Here is an 18,155-nt window from a genome sequence, read left to right as displayed (position 1 = left end):
ATTATTGACCTCCACCTTTCAGTGCTTCATTCAAACCTTTAAACCGCCCGGTGAGAAAACCCAGTGTTGTCTGATACTGCACGGCGTTTTCTGCAAAACGGGCTTTTTCCATTTGTGTATCCACCGTATTTCCATCAATGGATGCCTGATGGGGGTAACGGTATAGCACTTCAGCAGATGCCGCCCCATTGCCAGATGGCTGGATGTGGTTACCATGCGTGGTACGCATTGTGCCCTCACCAGGCTTACCAGCAGACTGTTTCAACGCTTCGCGAAAATCGATATCGCGAGCCTTGTAGTTTGGGGTATCAGCATTCGCCAGGTTGGACGCAATGATCCCGTTTCGGCGCGCCCGCACATACAGCGCTTGTTCATGTATCCCCATGGCCTTGTCGAGATCAAATCGCATCCTGTGAACTCCTGTGTGTGGTGGTTCCCAAGATATTCAGCAATCCGTATGCCACTCTGTCACGCCATGGAAAATTGCTCTGTAAACGTCGAAAACACAAGGGTTGAGACAGAAAAATACGGGCGGGAGAAATGGAAAATCAGAAGGGGTTGGCAGATCTGCCCTGGCAAGGCGGCAAGCGGCTGCCACCCTGCCAGGCTCAGCGTTACCTAGCCGAGGCGGTAAACCACCCCTTGCGGCAAACGGGACATCACGAAACGGCCAGTATAACGATTCGGTGCTTCCGATCCACCCAGCATCAAATAACCATTGGGACTGAGCTGGCTGGCCATGCGCTCAAGAATGTCGCTCTTGAGTGAAGAAGAGAAATAAATCAGCACGTTACGGCAAAATATCACATCAAACGTGCCCAACGACGCGTAACTTTGTTGCAAATTCAACAATTTAAACTGCACGCGCGACTGGATTTCCGGCCGCAGCTGCCAGGTGTTGTCTTTGTTGGTAAAAAATCGATCCCTGCGGGCAGGCTCCAGGCCACGACTTATTTCCGCCTGGTCATAAATCGCCTCGCGGGCGTAGTCCAGAACGCGGGAAGAAATATCCGTCGCAACGATTTGCACCCCTTGGGGGAATGTTCCCGGATTGGCCTGCAAAAACTCCTGCACCACCATGCTCAACGAATACGGCTCCTGCCCGGTTGAACAGGCAGCCGACCAGATACGCAATGGCTTGTTTTGCTGGCGCGCATACTGGGGCAAAATCTCGGCCTTCAGCAACTCAAACGGGTAGACATCACGAAACCACATGGTCTCGTTGGTGGTCATTGCGTTGATGACCTTATCCTTGATACCGGGAATACGGTTGGTTTGCAGACAGCGCACCAGTTCACCGTAATTGGCCATCTGATGTTCATCCAAAATACGACCCAAACGGCTGCTGACCAGATAGTGCTTGTTTTCTCCCAGCAAAATCCCCGACGTCTGCTCCAGATATCCCCGGAACGCATCGTATTCCTCTTTGGTGAGCGCTTGATTCAATTGATTGCCTTCCCCACGTTGTACAACTTTTCCTGAATGATCAGCTGGCTACGCGCTCAATATTCCGTTATTTAGTGCGCTTTGGCAAACTCGGTGACAAATCCTCGAATTTGCTCACCAAGCTCCTCCCGGTCAAACTTTGACAGGAACCCATCCGCCTGTACCTGCTCCAGCAACGACGAATTAAACACCCCGCTCAGTGAAGTGTGCAACAACACCTTCAAATCCCGCAATTTCGGATCACGCCGAATATTGCTGGTCAGAGTGTAACCATCCATTTCCGGCATTTCTACGTCCGAAATGACCAAGGCCAGTTTAGCTAGCTTGTCTGGCTCGTTATCGCGCCACTGCTGCAACAATTTCAACGCCTTAGCGCCGTCTTCAACAAGCACGCCGTCCACCCCGGTCTGCTTCATGGTACGCTCAATCTGGTGTCTCGCGACAGAAGAATCATCCGCCACCAATACGAAATATTGGGCCGCGACAGCACGAAAATCCTCGTCGACGCTATCAGCTTCGGCCTCATCCAGCCGCTGGCCAGTTACATCAAACAGAACGCGCTCAACGTCCAAAATTTCAATCAGTTCGTCATCGATTCGAGTCACCGCGGTCAAAAAATGTCCTTTGCCGGCGGCCGCAGGCGGCATTTGCACTTCGTCCCAGTTTTTATTGACGATGTGCTCTATTTTAGGCACCAAAAAGCCCTGCACCGAGCGATTGTACTCGGTCACAATTACCGAACAATGGGAAACATCCTCAACCTTGGGTTTACCCACCGCCATTTGAATATCAATCACACTGATCGTCTGACCACGCAAATTGGCCAAACCAATCACTGCCGGATGCGAATGAGGTACACGGGTTAATGTCGGACAACTAATCACTTCCCGGACCTTGAATACGTTAATGCCATAACGCTGCTTACCATCCAAACGAAAAAGCAATAATTCCAAGCGGTTATGTCCAACCAGCTGGGTTCTTTCATCCACTTTGCTCAATACGTTTGCCATAGGCTCCACCGATTTCTGCATGTAGTCCGGATTTATATCGGCAATAACTCCCTGTTCTTCATGGCGATATATCCCCAAGAACACCATAACAGGCACGGATACTGCTTATTTCTGCACTACCACTTTATCGAGTTCTGTCAGGATCATGCTCAAAACGATTTCTCTCACCTTCGCGTTGCTGATGCCAGCGATCGTTTTTTCCCAGGAAAAACACGATCCGGAAGCCATTCGCCAGCAGGTCAGAGACTTCACCCAGCAAGCAGCCCAGTCGGTCAGCCCCAGCGGTACTCTCATTGATTTGAATGTCGGCAAGCTCAGCGAGTTTCTTAACCTGCAAAAATGCGCGGAAACTCCCGAACTGTTTGTAAATAATGGGAATATTGGCCAACGCCACGTCACCATAGGCGTCCGCTGCACAACCGGCAACACCTGGACGGTTTACCTTCCCGTGGTCATCCAGCGCCACGCCAAGGTATTGGTCGCCAACCGCCACCTCCGCAGGGGCCAGACACTGACCACCCAGGACGTTCGCGAAGAAATTCTGGATCTGAACAGCCTCAGTCGCGGTTATCTTACTGATCGCAATGCCATTGTTGGCCTGGTCGCCACCCACAACCTGAGCAACGGCCTCCCCCTGCGCTCCGACACCGTCTATCAAGGAAATACCGTCAGCAAAGGCGACAAGGTCACCATCGCCGCTGATTTGCAAGGTATCGCCATCAAAATGGCCGGCGAAGCCATGGCCAAAGGCATGACCGGCGAGCTTATTCCCGTAAAAAATCTCTCCTCCAATAAAATTATCGAGGCAGAGATCGTGCGTCCAGGAGTGGTACAGATCAGGATGTAAGCAATTGTTTTATTTAAACAATAGACTATCATTGACAGAGCAAGCCAGACTGGAACTGGGCTTTTTTTGCCAAGCCCGTCACATTCTGGGATTTTTTTCTAAAGAAGCAATCTGCGTGGACGATAACCGTTTGCAGAATAGCATCTGGAGGAATAGCGATGGCTGTCAACAACATCAACGGATCCGCTGGAGCCCAAATTCATGCTCTTTATGGACGTGTACAGGGTCAATCCACCTCAACGGAACAGCAAGGCACGCAGCATGCGGCTTCAGCCCCTGGAAGCGCGACCGCCGATGCCGTCTCGTTTACCAGCACGGCCGAACAACTGCGCCAGGCCGAGAAAGCACTGGCCAACCATCCGGTGGTCGACAGCCGCCGGGTTGATACTATCCGCGACCAAATTGCCTCCGGCACCTTTGAAATCAATGCTCCACGCATTGCCGACAAAATGATCCAGATGGAACGCATGTTTGGTGGCTAACAGGACATAAACCATGAGCCCGACCTTTGCCAGCATCGCCAAAACACTCCTTGAGCAACAGACCAGCGTTGCGGAACAACTATTGGCACTGCTGCAGAAGGAATACCGCCTGCTCAAGCGGGAGGATGAAGGGGATCTCAGCGACCTGACCCAGGCCAAACTGGTTCAGGTCAACCTGCTGGAAGACCTGACCGCTCGCTGGCTGGGCTCGCTCAAGCAGGCGAAGGTCGAGATCACCCTCGACAGCATCCACGCTGCACTGGAAAAACAAGACCCTGGCCAGTCCCTGGGACTGGTCAGTCTCTGGGAAAAACTGGGAGCCGTTGCCAGTGAATGCCAGCGGCAGAACACGGTCAATGGCGCCATTCTGGTGGTTCGCGAACAAACCACCCAGACGGCGCTGGACATCCTGCGCGGCAAGGTGCCCGGCGAAGAGGTCACCTACTCGGCCAAAGGGCGCTCCAGCGGCTATACCGCGCCACGCGGTTCCGGCGGCACCTTGGGTAAAGCCTGATCCCGCAGCGGCAACACCTTGCCGGCGGCGATGCGGCAAACCTTTGCCGCCTGTCTCTCAACGGTAGCGTTTTGCCAGTTCCTGGGGCGATACCCCCAAAAAATAAGCCAATCGCAGTCGCCACATCAGCCAGATGGTCCGCCAAGGACCGTTTTGTTCCCAACGCCGACTGGAAGTCACCACCCTCAGCCGTGAGCACCAGGGCCTGGCATAGCGACGCAGGGTTTTGCTTAGCGCCACATCCTCCATCAGCGGAATTTCTGGAAATCCACGCACGCCGACGAACAGAGGCCGGCGCACAAACATCGCCTGATCGCCAGTCGCCACACCCGTCAACCGCGAACGCCAGTTCATCATTCGCTCCACCAGGCGCAACACCCAGGCCGAACCGGACAGACGCACATCAAACCGTCCCCAACCATGGGTCCGCAGCGCGCACATCAATTCGCTCTCGACCTGTTCGGGCAAAGTGGTATCGGCGTGCAGAAACAGCAATACATCGCCGCTGGCACTAGCCGCTCCGGCATTCATCTGCCGCGCCCGGCCACGCCCGACCTGCAGCACACAATCCGCCAGCGGCGAGGCAAGCGCAACGGTCTGATCGTCGCTGCCACCATCGACCACGATGACTTCGTGTCCGCGCTGCCGCAACAACTGCAATCGCTGCAGATGGGCAACAATTCCCACCTGCTCATTGAGCACCGGTATCACCACGCTGATTTTTATTTCGCTAATTGAGGGCGCCGCCACAACTACTGCCCTGACCAGCGGTGCAACCATAACAGTGATCGGCGACCACGATCGGATGACCGATCAATTCGTCGGCGCGTAAATCGCGCAAATGCACGCTACGGCCACCGGCCATTCGCAGCGGCAATTCCAGTTGCTGATTAAAATCGCAGTCATAAACAAAACCCTGCCAATCCACACTGATCAGGGTTTTGCACATCACCTGCGCCAAATTGGTTTCACTGAACGAGGATTTGAGCAACTGCATGTATTCGCTGAATTGCCCTTTGGAAATCAGCGTACTGCCAAAACGCTTGATTGGCATGTTGGTGATAGTGAACAGGTGATTGAACTCGATAGCGTAATGTTCGCGCAGATGCGCCTTGTAGTCCTGTTCCAACGCCTGCTGCGGCGGCGGCAATGACGGCCCCTGCGGGTTATACACCAGATTCAGCATTAATCCACTGCCCGGCACACCGTACCCTAGCGCATTCAATTTTTTTAATCCGGAGATGCTGGCATCAAACGTCCCTGCACCTCGTTGCGTATCGACATTTTCCTGCAGGTAACACGGCAGCGAAGCGACTATCTCGACCTGATGTTCGGCCAAAAACTCGGCCAGACCTTCCTGGCCTGGCTCGCTCAAAATGCTCAAATTGCAACGATCGATCACCTGTCGTCCCAAACTGCGCGCCTGGGCAACCAAACGCCGAAAGTGCGGGTTAAGTTCCGGCGCACCTCCAGTCAAATCCAGGGTGGTAACTTCGCTGCGACGAACAAACGCCAACACCTCATCCACCATCGCCGCACTCATTTGTTCCTTGCGCCCCGGCCCGGCGTTGACGTGGCAATGCAAACAGCTCTGGTTGCACACATAGCCCAAATTAACCTGCAAGGTCTGCAATCGGCCACGGCGTAACGCGGGAAAATCACTGGCTTGCAACAATGGCAAGGTTGCGTGCATAAAGGGGAAACTCCTGACTAATTTGCTGTTCCAAACAATACATCATGAGTTCGGATTGTGCGAATCTGCAATATCGTTATAAGTTTTTCTTATTTACTTTTAAATTGATATACATTGCTGGCATACTTGCCGGCCTTAACGTGATTCAACAAGGGAAGTAACCGAATGAGCAAGCTGATTTCACCCTACGGTGGCGAGTTAAAAGATCTGTACCTGAACGCGCAAGAGGCCGCACAAGAAAAAGCAGCCGCGCTGAATTATCCATCCTGGGACCTGACTCACCGCCAAATCTGTGATGTGGAATTGCTGCTCAACGGTGGTTTCTCGCCGCTGGAAGGCTTCCTGAGCGAAGCCGACTACAGCGGCGTGGTCGATAACATGCGCCTGGCCAACGGCACCCTCTGGACCATGCCCATCACCCTGGACGTGTCCGAAGACTTCGCCAGCAAACTATCCAAAGGCGACAACATTGCCCTGCGCGACCAGGAAGGGGTGATGCTGGCTACCATGGAGGTTTCCGACATCTGGACCCCCAACAAATCCAAAGAGGCGGCAAACGTTTTCGGTGCCGATGACATGGCTCACCCGGCAGTTGCCTACCTGCACAACAAGGCCGGCAAAATCTACCTGGGCGGCAAACTCAAGGGCCTGGATGCGCCACACCACTACGACTACCAGCCTCTGCGCCAAACACCCAAGCAACTGCGCGAAGTGTTCGAGCAGCGCGGCTGGCGCAAAATCGTGGCTTTCCAGACCCGTAACCCCATGCACCGCGCCCACCAGGAACTGACGTTCCGTGCCGCGCAACAGGCCGAAGCCAATCTGCTAATCCAACCCGTGGTCGGCATGACCAAGCCTGGCGACATTGACCACTACTCCCGCGTACGCTGCTATCAGCACGTACTGGCCGAGTACCCTGCCCAAACCACCATGCTGAGCCTGCTGCCGCTGGCGATGCGCATGGCCGGTCCTCGCGAAGCGGTATGGCACGCCATCATCCGCCGTAACTACGGCTGTACTCATTTCATCGTTGGCCGTGACCACGCCGGCCCAGGCAACAACAGCCAGGGTCAGGACTTCTACGGCCCTTACGACGCGCAGGATCTGGTGAAAGCTCACCAGGAAGAACTGCAAATCGAAATGGTGCCGTTTGAAGCCATGGTTTACGTGCAGGAAAAAGCCGAGTACCAACCCGTTTCCGAAGTCAAACAGGGTGACACCATCCTGAACATTTCCGGCACCGAGTTCCGCCGCCGTCTGCAGGAAGGTCTGGAAATTCCGTCCTGGTTCTCCTACCCAACAGTGGTGGAAGAACTGCGCAAAACCCATCCGCCGCGTCACAAGCAAGGCTTCACGGTGTTCTTCACCGGCCTGTCCGGCTCGGGCAAGTCCACCATCGCCAACGCGCTGCTGGTGAAAATGCTGGAGCAAGGCGGTCGTCGCATTACCCTGCTCGACGGTGACGTGGTGCGCAAGCATTTGTCCAGCGAACTGGGCTTCTCCAAGGAGCACCGCAACATCAACGTTGAGCGCATCGGCTACGTGGCCAGCGAAATCACCAAGAACGGCGGTATCGCCATCTGTGCACCGATTGCGCCTTACGCAGCAACACGCAAGACCGTACGCAACATGATCCAGCCTCTGGGCGGCTTCATCGAAGTACACGTCGCCACCTCGTTGGAAATGTGCGAACAGCGCGATCGCAAAGGTCTGTATGCCAAGGCACGCGCCGGCATCATCAAGGAGTTCACCGGCATCAGCGATCCCTACGAAGCCCCGGAAAACCCCGAGCTGCGTATCGACACCGCCGATTGCACGGCCGACGAAGCCGCACAGCGAATTCTGCTGAAGCTGGAACAATTGGGCTTTTTGAAATAAATGGCACAGTTTGATGTTTTTAACGGCGACGCCGACGGGATCTGTTCACTGCTGCAATTGCGCCTGACACGTCCCTGTGACAGTACACTGATCACTGGCGTCAAACGTGACATCAAACTGCTGAAAAAAGTGCGCGCTGTGTCCGGTGATAAAGTCACTGTGCTGGACGTTTCGCTGGATAAAAATCGCGACGACCTCGACCGCCTGCTGCATGCCGGCGTCGAGGTCGCTTATTTTGACCATCACTATGCCGGCGACATTCCCGATCACATGGGATTGGCCGCCAACATCAACACCGCTCCCAATATTGGCACCTGCTACCTGGTTGATCGCTATCTGGGAGGCAGTCAACGCGCCTGGGCCGTGGTCGGCAGTTTTGGTGACAACCTGGACGAGACCGCCAACGAATTAGCAAATTCGCTAACGCTCTCAGCAGTGCAATTGTCGCAGCTACGCGAATTAGGCCGACTGCTGAACTACAACGGTTATGGCGAAAGTATCGACGACCTGCACTTCCCGCCGGACACGCTGTACCGCAGCGCCCTGCCCTACAGCAATCCGCTGGAGTTCATCGCTGACAATTCTGCGTTTGCCCAGTTGCAGACCGGATACAAGGACGACAGCGCCAACATCGGCAAGCTACGCGCAGAACGGGAAACAGCAACCACTGCGGTTTACTGTCTGCCCGCAGAAAAATGGGCTCGCCGTGTCAGCGGCATTTTCGCCAACGATCTGGCCAGCGCCAATCCACAACGTGCCCATGCGATCCTGACCCGTAACAGCCAGAACAGCGGCTTTGTGGTCAGCGTGCGTGCACCGCTCGATCACGCCACAGGGGCCGACGAATTATGCCGCCAGTTTGAAACCGGTGGGGGACGCAAGGCTGCAGCCGGTATCAACCTGCTGCCAGATAGCGAATTCGAACGCTTCGTCGACCGTTTCAACCAGCAATATGCTTAAAAAAAAACGCCCCGACAGGGGCGTTTTTTTGTCTAGCTCGGTACGCAATTACTCTGCAGCGTCTTTGCTCTTGGCATTTTTCACCGCATCTTCCAGCATGGGCTTCAACTCACCGCGCTGGTGCATCTCCAGAGTGATATCACAACCACCGATCAACTCACCATTCACATAGACCTGTGGAAAGGTGGGCCAATCAGCAAAACGCGGCAGATTCGCAAAAATCTCGGGATCTTCCAACACGTTCACATAACCAAACTCAACGCCGCAGGACTGAATGGCTGCAGCCGCGCGACTGGAAAAGCCGCACATAGGAAACTGGGGAGAACCCTTCATATAAATCACGATGGGGGTACTCTCAACCTGTTGACGAATACGCTCTAAAACGTCCATTTCTAACTCCAAAAAAGCACTGACCCTGCCGAGTCTACTATATAAAATCAATAAGTTACATATTCACTATGCTACATGCTCAAAATTATATCGGATACCCTAGTAAAATACTACAGTTTAAAGCCGACTTTTTTTGTCAGCTTTGTTGCACATTGGTTTGCAGCCACAATTCCAACAGCGCCAAGTGCCACAGCTTGCTGCCTTTGATGCGCGTCAGATGCGACTCTGGATCGGCGAGTAATTTTTCCACATAGGCACGCTGAAATAATCCGCGCCGCTGACACGTCTCCGACAATAAAATCTCGCGCATAAATTCGAGAAATTCGCCGCGCACATATTTCAACGCCGGCATGGGGAAATAGCCCTTGGGACGATCAATCACGCCATCGGGAATCAAACCGCGCGCAATATTTTTCAACACGTGCTTGCCGCCCGAGGCCAGCTTCAGCTCCGGTGGCATTTGCGCCGCCAGTTCCACCAACTGATGATCCAAAAACGGCACGCGAGCTTCCAGGCCCCAGGCCATGGTCATGTTGTCTACGCGTTTTACCGGATCATCGACAATCAGCGTTGTCACATCCAGGCGCAATACTTTGTCGATAAAAGTATCTGCTCCAGGCTGGCCCAACATTTTGCCAATCAACGCGCTGGTGTAATCTGTGCCGTGATATTTTTCAGTCACGGTTTGCAGATATTCCTCGTGGCTGCGATCAAAATAACGGTCGGCAAAACGCTCCAGATCACTGCCCTGAGCCTCGTTCATTTGCGGGTACCAGAAATAACCGGCAAACACCTCGTCGGCACCCTGGCCGCTTTGCACCACTTTCACTTCTTTGGACACCTGCTCGGCCAGCAGATAAAACGCCACCGCATCCTGTCCCACCATGGGCTCAGCCATGTTGGCCACCGCCTCAGGCAGACGCTTTAGCACCTGATCGTTGGGAATATGCAGCTTACGGTGACGCGTCTGATAACGCTCAACCACCTGATCAGAAAATTCAAACTCGCTGCCGCGCTCATCGCCGATGTCTTCAAAGCCGATGGAAAAAGTACGAATGTCCTTTACGCCAGCTTCCGCCAGCAACGCGACCAACAAACTGGAATCCAAACCGCCAGACAGCAACACACCCACAGGGACGTCTGCCACGTCACTGCGTTTTTTCACCGCGTCACGCAATGCCTGATGAATGCGCTCCTGCCACTCCTGTTCGGAATAATTTTCGCTGGGACGCTGTGCGTTCAACTGCCAGTAGCGATGCTCGGTAATCTCGCCCTCGCCGTCGATGCGCATGCAGGTACCGGGTTCCAGTTTGTGTACGCCTTTGAGGATGGTGCGCGGCGCAGGAATCACCGCATGCAAACTCAGTTGGTGATGCAATGCCACCGGATCGATATCAGTGTCGACACCACCTGCCGCCAGCAATGCCTGAATGTTGGAAGCAAAACGGAAAAATTGCTGCGTCTGGGTAAAATACAGCGGCTTGATGCCAAACCGATCCCGCGCCAAAAACAGCGTCCGGCGTCCTTCATCCCAAAGTGCAAACGCAAACATGCCGTGCAAGCGTTCCACACACGCTTCGCCCCAGCAGTGATAGGCTTTGATGATGACTTCGGTATCGCCATCGGAAAAAAATTGGTAGCCCTTCTGCCGCAATTCGGAACGCAATTTTTTGTAGTTGTAAATTGTGCCGTTGAACACCAGCGTCAATCCCAACTGTTGATCAACCATCGGTTGATTGGAGCGCTCCGACAAATCAATAATCGCCAAACGGCGATGTCCCAGCGCTAGCGGACCACGCAAATGATGGCCAGCGGCATCCGGGCCACGACGTTCCAGTTTGTGAAGCATCGCATCGATGTGTTCACGACTGGCTGCTTGCTGATCAAAACGAAGTTCACCACAAATTCCGCACATAGCACTTCTTTCAAGATTCAATTTGTTTTAGATAATCGCGGGCGCGAGCCACCAGGCCCGCCGGCAAACCATTGCGTTCGGCAATGATCAACCCCAGCGAAACGCCACTGGCCCCGATTTGCAATTCGTAGGTCGGTGACAATGTCTTTGGATCAAACACCATTGCCGCATTCTGGATGTATTGTTGCTGCGCGGCATAATCCTTCAGCGGTGAAAGATGGGTATTGACCAAGCCCTGGCACCGACGTGCAATCAGTTCATCCAGAATCGCCATGGCCAATGCTGCACCTTCGTCGGGATCGGTTCCCGTTCCTAACTCATCCAGCAGCAATAATGAATGCTCACCGGCCAAATTCAAAATACGTTTCATCGCTTCCACATGGCCGGCAAAAGTCGACAGCTGATGATACAAACTTTGCCGGTCGCCCATGTCGACCATCACCGCATCATACCAGCCGATGCGACAATCGTGTTCTGCCGGAATGTGTAAACCGCATTGCGCCATCAATACCAACAAACCCAGCGTTTTCAGCGCCACGGTTTTTCCGCCGGTGTTTGGACCCGTGATCAGCAATAATCCCTGCTCGCCATTCAGATGCAAGGTTATCGGCACTGGCCGGGGAATGACCCCCTGAATAAATTGCAGCAATAACTGCGGGTGATAAGCCTGATTGAGTTCCACGCAGGATTCGTCCAGCAACTCGGGCGCATGACTGCCGGTTTGAATGCTCAATTGCGCTGCGGCGATTGCCAAATCAATCCAGGTAATGGCATCGAGCATTTTTTCCAGCGCGTCAATGTGCTGCTGAACTTGCGCCGAGATTTCGCACAACAATTTTTGTTGCTCAACCCCAATGCTCTGGCTGGTGCGTTCCAACTGGTTGTTCAGCGCCACAGCTTCCAGCGGTTCGATCAACGCATCGCGACCACCATAATGACTGCCACGCCGCACGCCGCGAATCTGTTCTGTCTTGTCAGCCTTGACTGCCAACATTGCACGCGTACCTTGCCAAATCACCTTGGATTCGTCACGCAGACAATGACGAACGTCATCACGCTGCATCATTGCCTTGAGCAGCTTTTCCACTTCGCGACTCTGACTGCGTTGCGCATGCCACAGCGCCGTCAACGATTCCGAGGCATCATCGCGCAGCGCACCCGATGCCGACACGGTGGTCTGCAACAGCGACTGCAACGCTGTATCCGCCAGCAGATGTCGCGCATCACCGGGATACAGGGCAGGTTCATCGCTCACCCACCGATGCAGCTTTGCCGCCGCGTCCATCACCTGTAACAAATTGGCCAGCGCTTTCGCGCTCAGGGTTCCTCCGGGGCTGGCGACCTGGCGCAGCGAAGGCCGCACATTGGCCAGTGAATCAATCCGCAGCGTCCGCTGACTTTCAAGCAGATACCGCGCGGCGCTCACCGCACGCTGCATTTGCCGCGCAACTTCAACGTTCGGTGGTGACTCCAATCCGCGCGCGGCATCGGCACCGTACGGCGTTGCTGCCAAACCTTCCAGCAATCGACGAATGCCATCAAACTCCAGCGCGGCCAGATCGTAATTCAAATCAACTCTCCAGAGTGTCCAGACGCCGACGGCGTCGCCAGAAACGTTTCAAATCCTTGCCCGTGGCAGTGAGCGCCACGCCCCCACCCAGTTCCACGGTTAGCCGCGCCAGGCGGCCTGCTTTCAATTCTGCCATCAGCGGCAACAACCACTGCTGCTGCCAGTGGATCAGCTGTGCCGCCACGTCCTGCTGGGCATCAATGTCCCACACCAGCAGCGCCGAATCCGCCGTCACGTCACGCAGCACCGCCTCCGGGCCATCAGGCAGAGATGCATAGCTCGCGCCGGTCAATTGCGCCAGGCCGGCAACAAACACATCATCGCCGTACAGACGCGCAAACTTGCCCGCGCGGGCTGCCGGCAAGCGGCCCATACCCCACAGCCACAGACTGTTGACTTCCATCAGTCCACGCGCACGCCGCTGCACATTGCCGGCACTGCTGTGCAACAACATCTGCGCCTCGGTCAGCAACCGCGTCCACGCCGGCACCTGCTCGCCCTGAGGCAAACACTGCCGCACATTACGCCCGGTGGCTTCGCGCAGCGGACAACACTGCAACGCTGGAAGCGTCGGACTGTGCCACACCCACTGTTTATTCTGCAGCACGGTTAATTGCAGTTGGTCATCGGCAAAAAACCGGTTCAGCTCCGCCGCCCAGGCCTGAGCCTCCGCCAGACTGATCGCCAACATGTCATTGCCCAGCAGCAACAGGTGATCGCGATTGGGGCTGACATTGACCGGATCAACGCAGGCGTACACGCCCGACTCCAGCGGTTGCCCAGCACCGAGCATGCGCAGCGCTGCCACCGGCACGTCCTCGCCCAAGGCTTCGCCCATCCCCTGCAAACGCCATAATGCCTCGTGCCAGTCACCACCGTTGACTGACGCCAGCCGCTGGCCTCGTCCCAGTAACAATGGCAAACCATCGGCGAGCAACGTCGCTCGCAATTCGGCTGGCAGTTGGAAAAACGCGGGTAAAAATAGGCTAATGTGTTGTTTAGATTCATTCATGCGCCCATTATCGCCGTTCCCCCTGCCGGTGTCAGCCTGCCGACAGCAGATTGACCCGTTCGCCGCCAAGCTGGTAAGTTACGGCTTTTTTCGCGGAGTACCGCTGTGGCCAAGAAGAAGAAAGAGGATGCACTTCGTTTCGAGGACGCACTGAGCGAACTGGAAACCATCGTCCGCACCATGGAACAAGGCGATCTCAGCCTGGAAGACAGCCTGGAGGCCTTCGAAAAAGGCATTCAGCTGACACGACAGTGCCAACAGGCCCTGCAAGACGCCGAACAAAAAGTGCAAATCCTGATGGAAAAAAATGGCACGCTGGAACCCCAAGCCTTCCAAGGTAAAAACGACGAATGAGCACTGACGATTTCAAAACCACCCTGGCCGCCTACAAGGATCGCGTGGAAAGCGCCATGGAGCATTTTTTGCCCCCCGCCAGCCAGCAGCCACAACGCCTGCACGAGGCGATGCGTTACTCCAGCCAAAACGGCGGCAAGCGCGTGCGTCCGGTACTGGTCTACGCCGCTGGCAGCGCACTGGGCGCGGATCTGGCGCAGCTCGATGCTCCGGCCTGTGCCATTGAATTTATTCACGCCTATTCGCTGGTGCATGACGACCTGCCGGCGATGGACAACGACGATCTGCGTCGCGGCAAGCCGACTTGCCACAAAGCCTTTGACGAAGCCACAGCGATCCTGGTGGGCGACGCGCTGCAAACCCTGGCGTTCGATGTGCTGGCCAATGACGAGCGCGTCGGTGATGCCGCCACGCGACTGAAACTGATCGCCGAACTGGCCAATGCCAGCGGCTCGGTCGGCATGTGCGGCGGTCAGGCCATCGACCTGGGGTCCGTTGGCCAAAAACTGACTCAGGCCGAACTGGAAAACATGCATCTGCACAAAACCGGCGCACTGATTCGCGCCAGCGTACTAATGGGCGCTTACGTGGCCAAGGCGGATGCTGCCGTCATCGACAATCTGAAAACCTACGCCCGCTGTGTTGGTCTGGCGTTTCAGGTACGTGATGACATTCTGGATGTGGAAGCCGATACCGAGACCCTGGGCAAAACCCAGGGCGCTGATATTGCGCTGAACAAACCGACCTACCCGGCGCTGCTGGGTCTGGATGGGGCCAAGAAAATTGCCCTGGAACTACATCAGCAGGCACTTGATGCTCTGAGCGGACTGGACCGACGGGCAGATACCCTGCGCGCCATCTCGGCCTACATCGTGCAACGGGGCCACTAGCGCCGATTTTCTTGGTCCGCAGTGTGGAAATGAAGGCCAGCCCTGAGCGCAAATAGGGTATACTTTTCATAAATTAATCGGTTACGCAGACGAAACTACAAAAACATGGTCGACCCAGCTTCTTATCCATTGCTGTTTTCCATTGACGGACCGGAAGAGCTCAGGCAGCTACCGGAGTCTGACCTGCCCAAACTCGCCAGCGAATTGCGTGGTTTTCTGCTCGAATCCGTGGGTGAAACCGGTGGCCACCTCTCCTCCGGGCTGGGTGTGCTGGAACTGACCATCGCCCTGCACTACGTCTACAACACTCCGGAAGACCGGCTGGTGTGGGACGTGGGCCACCAAAGTTATCCGCACAAAATTCTCACCGGTCGCCGCGACCAGATGCACACCCTGCGTCAGCGCAACGGCATTGCCGGTTTTCCCAAGCGCTGTGAAAGCGAGTACGACACCTTTGGCGTCGGTCACTCCAGCACGTCCATCAGCGCGGCACTGGGCATGGCCCTGGCCGCCAAGCAGCAGAACGCCGGTCGCCACGTAGCCGCGATTATCGGCGATGGTGCCATGACTGCGGGTATGGCGTTTGAGGCACTGAATCACGCCGGCGATCTGGATGCCAACCTGCTGGTCATCCTCAACGACAACGAAATGTCGATTTCACCCAACGTCGGCGGCCTGTCCAATTACCTGGCCAAAATTCTCAGCGGCAAGCTCTACACCCAAGCCCGCGAAACCGGCAAAAAAGTATTCAAATCCATGCCAGGCGTGGCCGAACTGGCGCGTCGCGCCGAAGAGCACGTCAAAGGCATGGTGATTCCCGGCACCCTGTTCGAAGAGCTGGGTTTTAATTACATCGGCCCCATCGACGGTCACGATTTCGATGCCCTGCTGTCCACCCTGCGCAACATGCGTGACTTCAGCGGCCCGCAGTTCCTGCATGTGGTGACCAAAAAAGGCAAGGGCCACGCGCCCTCCGAAGCTGACCCCTGCACCTACCATGCGGTCGCCGCGCTCAGTACCGAAACCGGCCAGCGCATCGCACCCAAAGCCAGCGGTCCCAGCTACACCCAGGTGTTTGGCCAATGGCTGTGCGACATGGCCGCCGAGGATAATCGCCTGATCGGCATCACCCCGGCCATGTGCGAAGGCTCAGGCATGGTGGAATTTTCCCAGCAGTTTGCTAACCGCTACTACGATGTCAGCATCGCCGAACAACACGCGGTCACTCTGGCAGCAGGCTTAGCCTGTGAAGGTCTGAAGCCGGTAGTAGCCATTTACTCCACTTTCCTGCAGCGCGCCTATGACCAACTGGTTCACGACGTGGCACTGCAGAATCTGCCGGTGGTGTTCGCCATCGACCGCGCCGGCCTGGTTGGCCCGGATGGACCGACCCACGCCGGCAGTTTTGACCTCAGCTTCATGCGCTGCATCCCCAACATGCTGATCATGGCGCCAGCAGACGAAAACGAATGCCGGCAAATGCTGTATACCGGCTTCCAGTTCGACGGCCCCTCGGCCATCCGCTATCCACGCGGCAAAGGCCCTGGTGTCAGCGTGCAAAGCACCATGCGCGCCCTGCCCCTGGGCAAAGGCGAAATCCGTCGCCAGGGCCAGCGGGTTGCGATCCTGTCGTTTGGTGCACTGTTACACGAGGCACTGGCCGCCGGCGAGCAGCTGGACGCCACCGTGGCCAACATGCGCTTTGTCAAACCGTTGGATGAGGAGCTGATCCTGGATCTGGCCACCCGCCACGATCTGCTGATCACCCTGGAAGACAACGCCATTGCTGGCGGCGCGGGCAGCGCAGTCACCGAGTATCTGTCACTGATGGAACACGTCCCCCGCTGTATCCACCTGGGCCTGCCTGACATCTTCGTCGATCACGGCTCGCGCGAGCAACTGTTGGCCGAATGCGGCCTGGACAGTCGTGGTATAATCCGCGCCGCCGAAGAGGTTTTGGCACATTTTAGCTCTGTGGGACTACCCATAGGCGCAAACTCCAAGTAAAATACTCAACATTATGGCAGCACGTTACACAATGAAAGTCGTGACCGACTTTGCCGCCGCTCATTACCTGCGTGGTTATGACGGCCCCTGCAATCGTTTGCACGGTCACAATTGGAAAATCGAGGTTGAGGCCACCGCCATCTCCCTGGATAAGGTTGGCATGGGCATCGATTTCAAAGACCTCAAGGGCCACACCAAGGCCCTGCTGGACAAACTCGACCATTACAATCTCAACGACATCCCACCGTTCGACAAGATCAATCCCACGGCAGAAAACCTGGCTTGCTTCCTTTTTACCGAGCTGAGCAAGACTGTCAACGACGAGCGCGTCCGTATCAGTTCGATTACCATCTGGGAAACCGAGCGTGCCTGCGTGCGATACGAGGAAGAATAAATGACCGGCACCTGCACTCCCATCGCTGACGTTCAGAGCAGCGCTGACACCCGTCAGATTCCCATCGACAAAGTGGGCATCAAGAACATACGGCACCCAGTGCGGGTAAAAGACAAGACCAGTGGCGAGCAACACACCATCGCCACCTTCAACATGTACGTCAACTTGCCGCACAATTTCAAAGGCACGCACATGTCACGCTTCGTTGAAATTCTCAACGAGCACGAACGCGAAATTACCGTCAAGTCATTCAAGGAAATGCTCAAGGAAATGCTTGAGCGCCTGGAAGCGCAATCGGGCCACATCGAAATGATGTTCCCCTATTTCGTCAACAAGGCTGCGCCCGTGTCTGGCGTCACCAGCCTGATGGATTACGACGTCACCTTCATCGGCGAAATCAAGGGCGACAAACCCGAACTGCTGATCAAGGTCGTGGTACCTGTCACCAGTTTGTGTCCGTGTTCGAAAAAAATCTCTGACTACGGCGCGCACAACCAGCGCTCGCACGTCACGGTTACCGTGCGCACGCGTGATTTTGTCTGGATTGAAGAACTGATCACCCTGGTGGAAACCGAAGCCTCGTGCGAGCTCTACGGACTGCTCAAACGTCCCGACGAAAAATACGTCACCGAGCGCGCTTACGACAATCCCAAATTCGTCGAAGACATGGTGCGGGACGTGGCAGCCAAACTCAATGCCGACGAGCGCATTGTGGGCTACACGGTGGAATCGGAAAATTTCGAATCCATCCACAATCACTCAGCGTACGGATTCATCTCGCACAACTTCTGAT

The 18,155-nt window shown here is 55.5% G+C and carries 19 protein-coding genes; 10 read left to right on the top strand and 9 right to left on the bottom strand.

Translation table 11 applies throughout. The annotated features are described in order from the left end of the window. Window position 1: 1 nt before the first annotated feature. The 3 genes from flgB to OEW58_05020 form a co-directional block, all read right to left on the bottom strand. Window positions 2-409, bottom strand: a complete 408-nt coding sequence (gene flgB / locus OEW58_05030; protein MDH5300708.1) for a flagellar basal body rod protein FlgB — start codon at window positions 407-409, stop codon at window positions 2-4. 209 nt (window positions 410-618) lie between these two features. After that, on the bottom strand, window positions 619-1,446 hold the full coding sequence (locus OEW58_05025; GenBank protein MDH5300707.1) for a protein-glutamate O-methyltransferase CheR: 828 nt from the start codon (window positions 1,444-1,446) through the stop codon (window positions 619-621). A 71-nt stretch (window positions 1,447-1,517) separates the two neighbouring features. After that, window positions 1,518-2,456 (bottom strand): chemotaxis protein, encoded by a 939-nt coding sequence (locus tag OEW58_05020; GenBank protein ID MDH5300706.1) that lies wholly within the window; start codon window positions 2,454-2,456, stop codon window positions 1,518-1,520. A 145-nt stretch (window positions 2,457-2,601) separates the two neighbouring features. Between OEW58_05020 and flgA the strand changes: the two genes are divergently transcribed. The 3 genes from flgA to OEW58_05005 all read left to right on the top strand — a co-directional run bounded on the left by flgA (window position 2,602) and on the right by OEW58_05005 (window position 4,299). Next, entirely contained in the window at window positions 2,602-3,303 is a 702-nt protein-coding gene (flgA, locus tag OEW58_05015) for a flagellar basal body P-ring formation chaperone FlgA (protein ID MDH5300705.1), read from the top strand. Window positions 3,304-3,461: 158 nt separating this feature from the next. Further along, a complete protein-coding gene (gene flgM, locus OEW58_05010; protein ID MDH5300704.1) occupies window positions 3,462-3,785 on the top strand; it encodes a flagellar biosynthesis anti-sigma factor FlgM in 324 nt (107 codons plus the stop codon). Window positions 3,786-3,798: 13 nt separating this feature from the next. Continuing rightward, window positions 3,799-4,299, top strand: coding sequence for a flagellar protein FlgN (locus OEW58_05005; GenBank protein MDH5300703.1), 501 nt, complete (start codon window positions 3,799-3,801; stop codon window positions 4,297-4,299). Window positions 4,300-4,356: 57 nt separating this feature from the next. Here the strand turns inward: OEW58_05005 and OEW58_05000 are convergent, their stop codons facing one another. After that, window positions 4,357-5,049, bottom strand: coding sequence for a TIGR04283 family arsenosugar biosynthesis glycosyltransferase (locus OEW58_05000; GenBank protein ID MDH5300702.1), 693 nt, complete (start codon window positions 5,047-5,049; stop codon window positions 4,357-4,359). Next, window positions 5,030-5,992, bottom strand: coding sequence for an arsenosugar biosynthesis radical SAM protein ArsS (gene arsS / locus OEW58_04995; GenBank protein MDH5300701.1), 963 nt, complete (start codon window positions 5,990-5,992; stop codon window positions 5,030-5,032). The genes OEW58_05000 and arsS overlap by 20 nt, the downstream gene beginning before the upstream one ends. 165 nt (window positions 5,993-6,157) lie before the next feature. Here arsS and OEW58_04990 point away from each other — a divergent pair, with 165 nt between their 5' ends. Both OEW58_04990 and OEW58_04985 read left to right on the top strand, forming a co-directional pair. Further along, window positions 6,158-7,870 carry a bifunctional sulfate adenylyltransferase/adenylylsulfate kinase gene (locus OEW58_04990; GenBank protein ID MDH5300700.1) on the top strand — a complete coding sequence of 571 codons (1,713 nt, stop codon included), beginning with the start codon at window positions 6,158-6,160 and terminating at the stop codon, window positions 7,868-7,870. After that, a complete protein-coding gene (locus OEW58_04985) occupies window positions 7,871-8,830 on the top strand; it encodes an acetyltransferase (protein MDH5300699.1) in 960 nt (319 codons plus the stop codon). Between the two features lie 48 nt (window positions 8,831-8,878). Here the strand turns inward: OEW58_04985 and grxD are convergent, their stop codons facing one another. The 4 genes from grxD to OEW58_04965 all read right to left on the bottom strand — a co-directional run bounded on the left by grxD (window position 8,879) and on the right by OEW58_04965 (window position 13,717). Further along, window positions 8,879-9,220: a Grx4 family monothiol glutaredoxin gene (gene grxD, locus OEW58_04980; GenBank protein MDH5300698.1), complete on the bottom strand. Its 342-nt coding sequence runs from the start codon at window positions 9,218-9,220 to the stop codon at window positions 8,879-8,881. Between the two features lie 136 nt (window positions 9,221-9,356). Further along, complete coding sequence (locus tag OEW58_04975; GenBank protein ID MDH5300697.1) at window positions 9,357-11,135, bottom strand: N-acetylglutaminylglutamine amidotransferase; 1,779 nt, start codon at window positions 11,133-11,135, stop codon at window positions 9,357-9,359. Between the two features lie 10 nt (window positions 11,136-11,145). Next, window positions 11,146-12,705 carry a DNA mismatch repair protein MutS gene (locus OEW58_04970; protein ID MDH5300696.1) on the bottom strand — a complete coding sequence of 520 codons (1,560 nt, stop codon included), beginning with the start codon at window positions 12,703-12,705 and terminating at the stop codon, window positions 11,146-11,148. 1 nt (window position 12,706) lies between these two features. Further along, window positions 12,707-13,717: a hypothetical protein gene (locus OEW58_04965; GenBank protein MDH5300695.1), complete on the bottom strand. Its 1,011-nt coding sequence runs from the start codon at window positions 13,715-13,717 to the stop codon at window positions 12,707-12,709. 105 nt (window positions 13,718-13,822) lie between these two features. On the opposite strand from OEW58_04965, the gene OEW58_04960 reads away from it, so the two are divergent. The 5 genes from OEW58_04960 (at window position 13,823) to folE2 (ending at window position 18,154) form a co-directional block, all read left to right on the top strand. After that, window positions 13,823-14,071: an exodeoxyribonuclease VII small subunit gene (locus OEW58_04960; GenBank protein MDH5300694.1), complete on the top strand. Its 249-nt coding sequence runs from the start codon at window positions 13,823-13,825 to the stop codon at window positions 14,069-14,071. Continuing rightward, the gene (gene ispA / locus OEW58_04955; protein MDH5300693.1) at window positions 14,068-14,961 is read left to right on the top strand and encodes a (2E,6E)-farnesyl diphosphate synthase; all 894 of its coding nucleotides are present in this window, start codon (window positions 14,068-14,070) and stop codon (window positions 14,959-14,961) included. The genes OEW58_04960 and ispA overlap by 4 nt, the downstream gene beginning before the upstream one ends. A 105-nt stretch (window positions 14,962-15,066) precedes the next feature. After that, on the top strand, window positions 15,067-16,968 hold the full coding sequence (gene dxs, locus OEW58_04950) for a 1-deoxy-D-xylulose-5-phosphate synthase (protein ID MDH5300692.1): 1,902 nt from the start codon (window positions 15,067-15,069) through the stop codon (window positions 16,966-16,968). Window positions 16,969-16,981: 13 nt separating this feature from the next. Next, window positions 16,982-17,362 (top strand): 6-carboxytetrahydropterin synthase QueD, encoded by a 381-nt coding sequence (queD, locus tag OEW58_04945; GenBank protein MDH5300691.1) that lies wholly within the window; start codon window positions 16,982-16,984, stop codon window positions 17,360-17,362. Continuing rightward, a complete protein-coding gene (gene folE2, locus OEW58_04940; protein ID MDH5300690.1) occupies window positions 17,363-18,154 on the top strand; it encodes a GTP cyclohydrolase FolE2 in 792 nt (263 codons plus the stop codon). Window position 18,155 lies beyond the last annotated feature (1 nt).

It is taken from the genome of Gammaproteobacteria bacterium (genome assembly GCA_029884425.1).
Taxonomy (GTDB): Bacteria; Pseudomonadota; Gammaproteobacteria; order S012-40; family S012-40; genus JAOUHV01.
The sequence above is the reverse complement of the archived record's forward strand: the minus strand, read 5'-3'. Positions and strand labels throughout refer to the sequence as shown.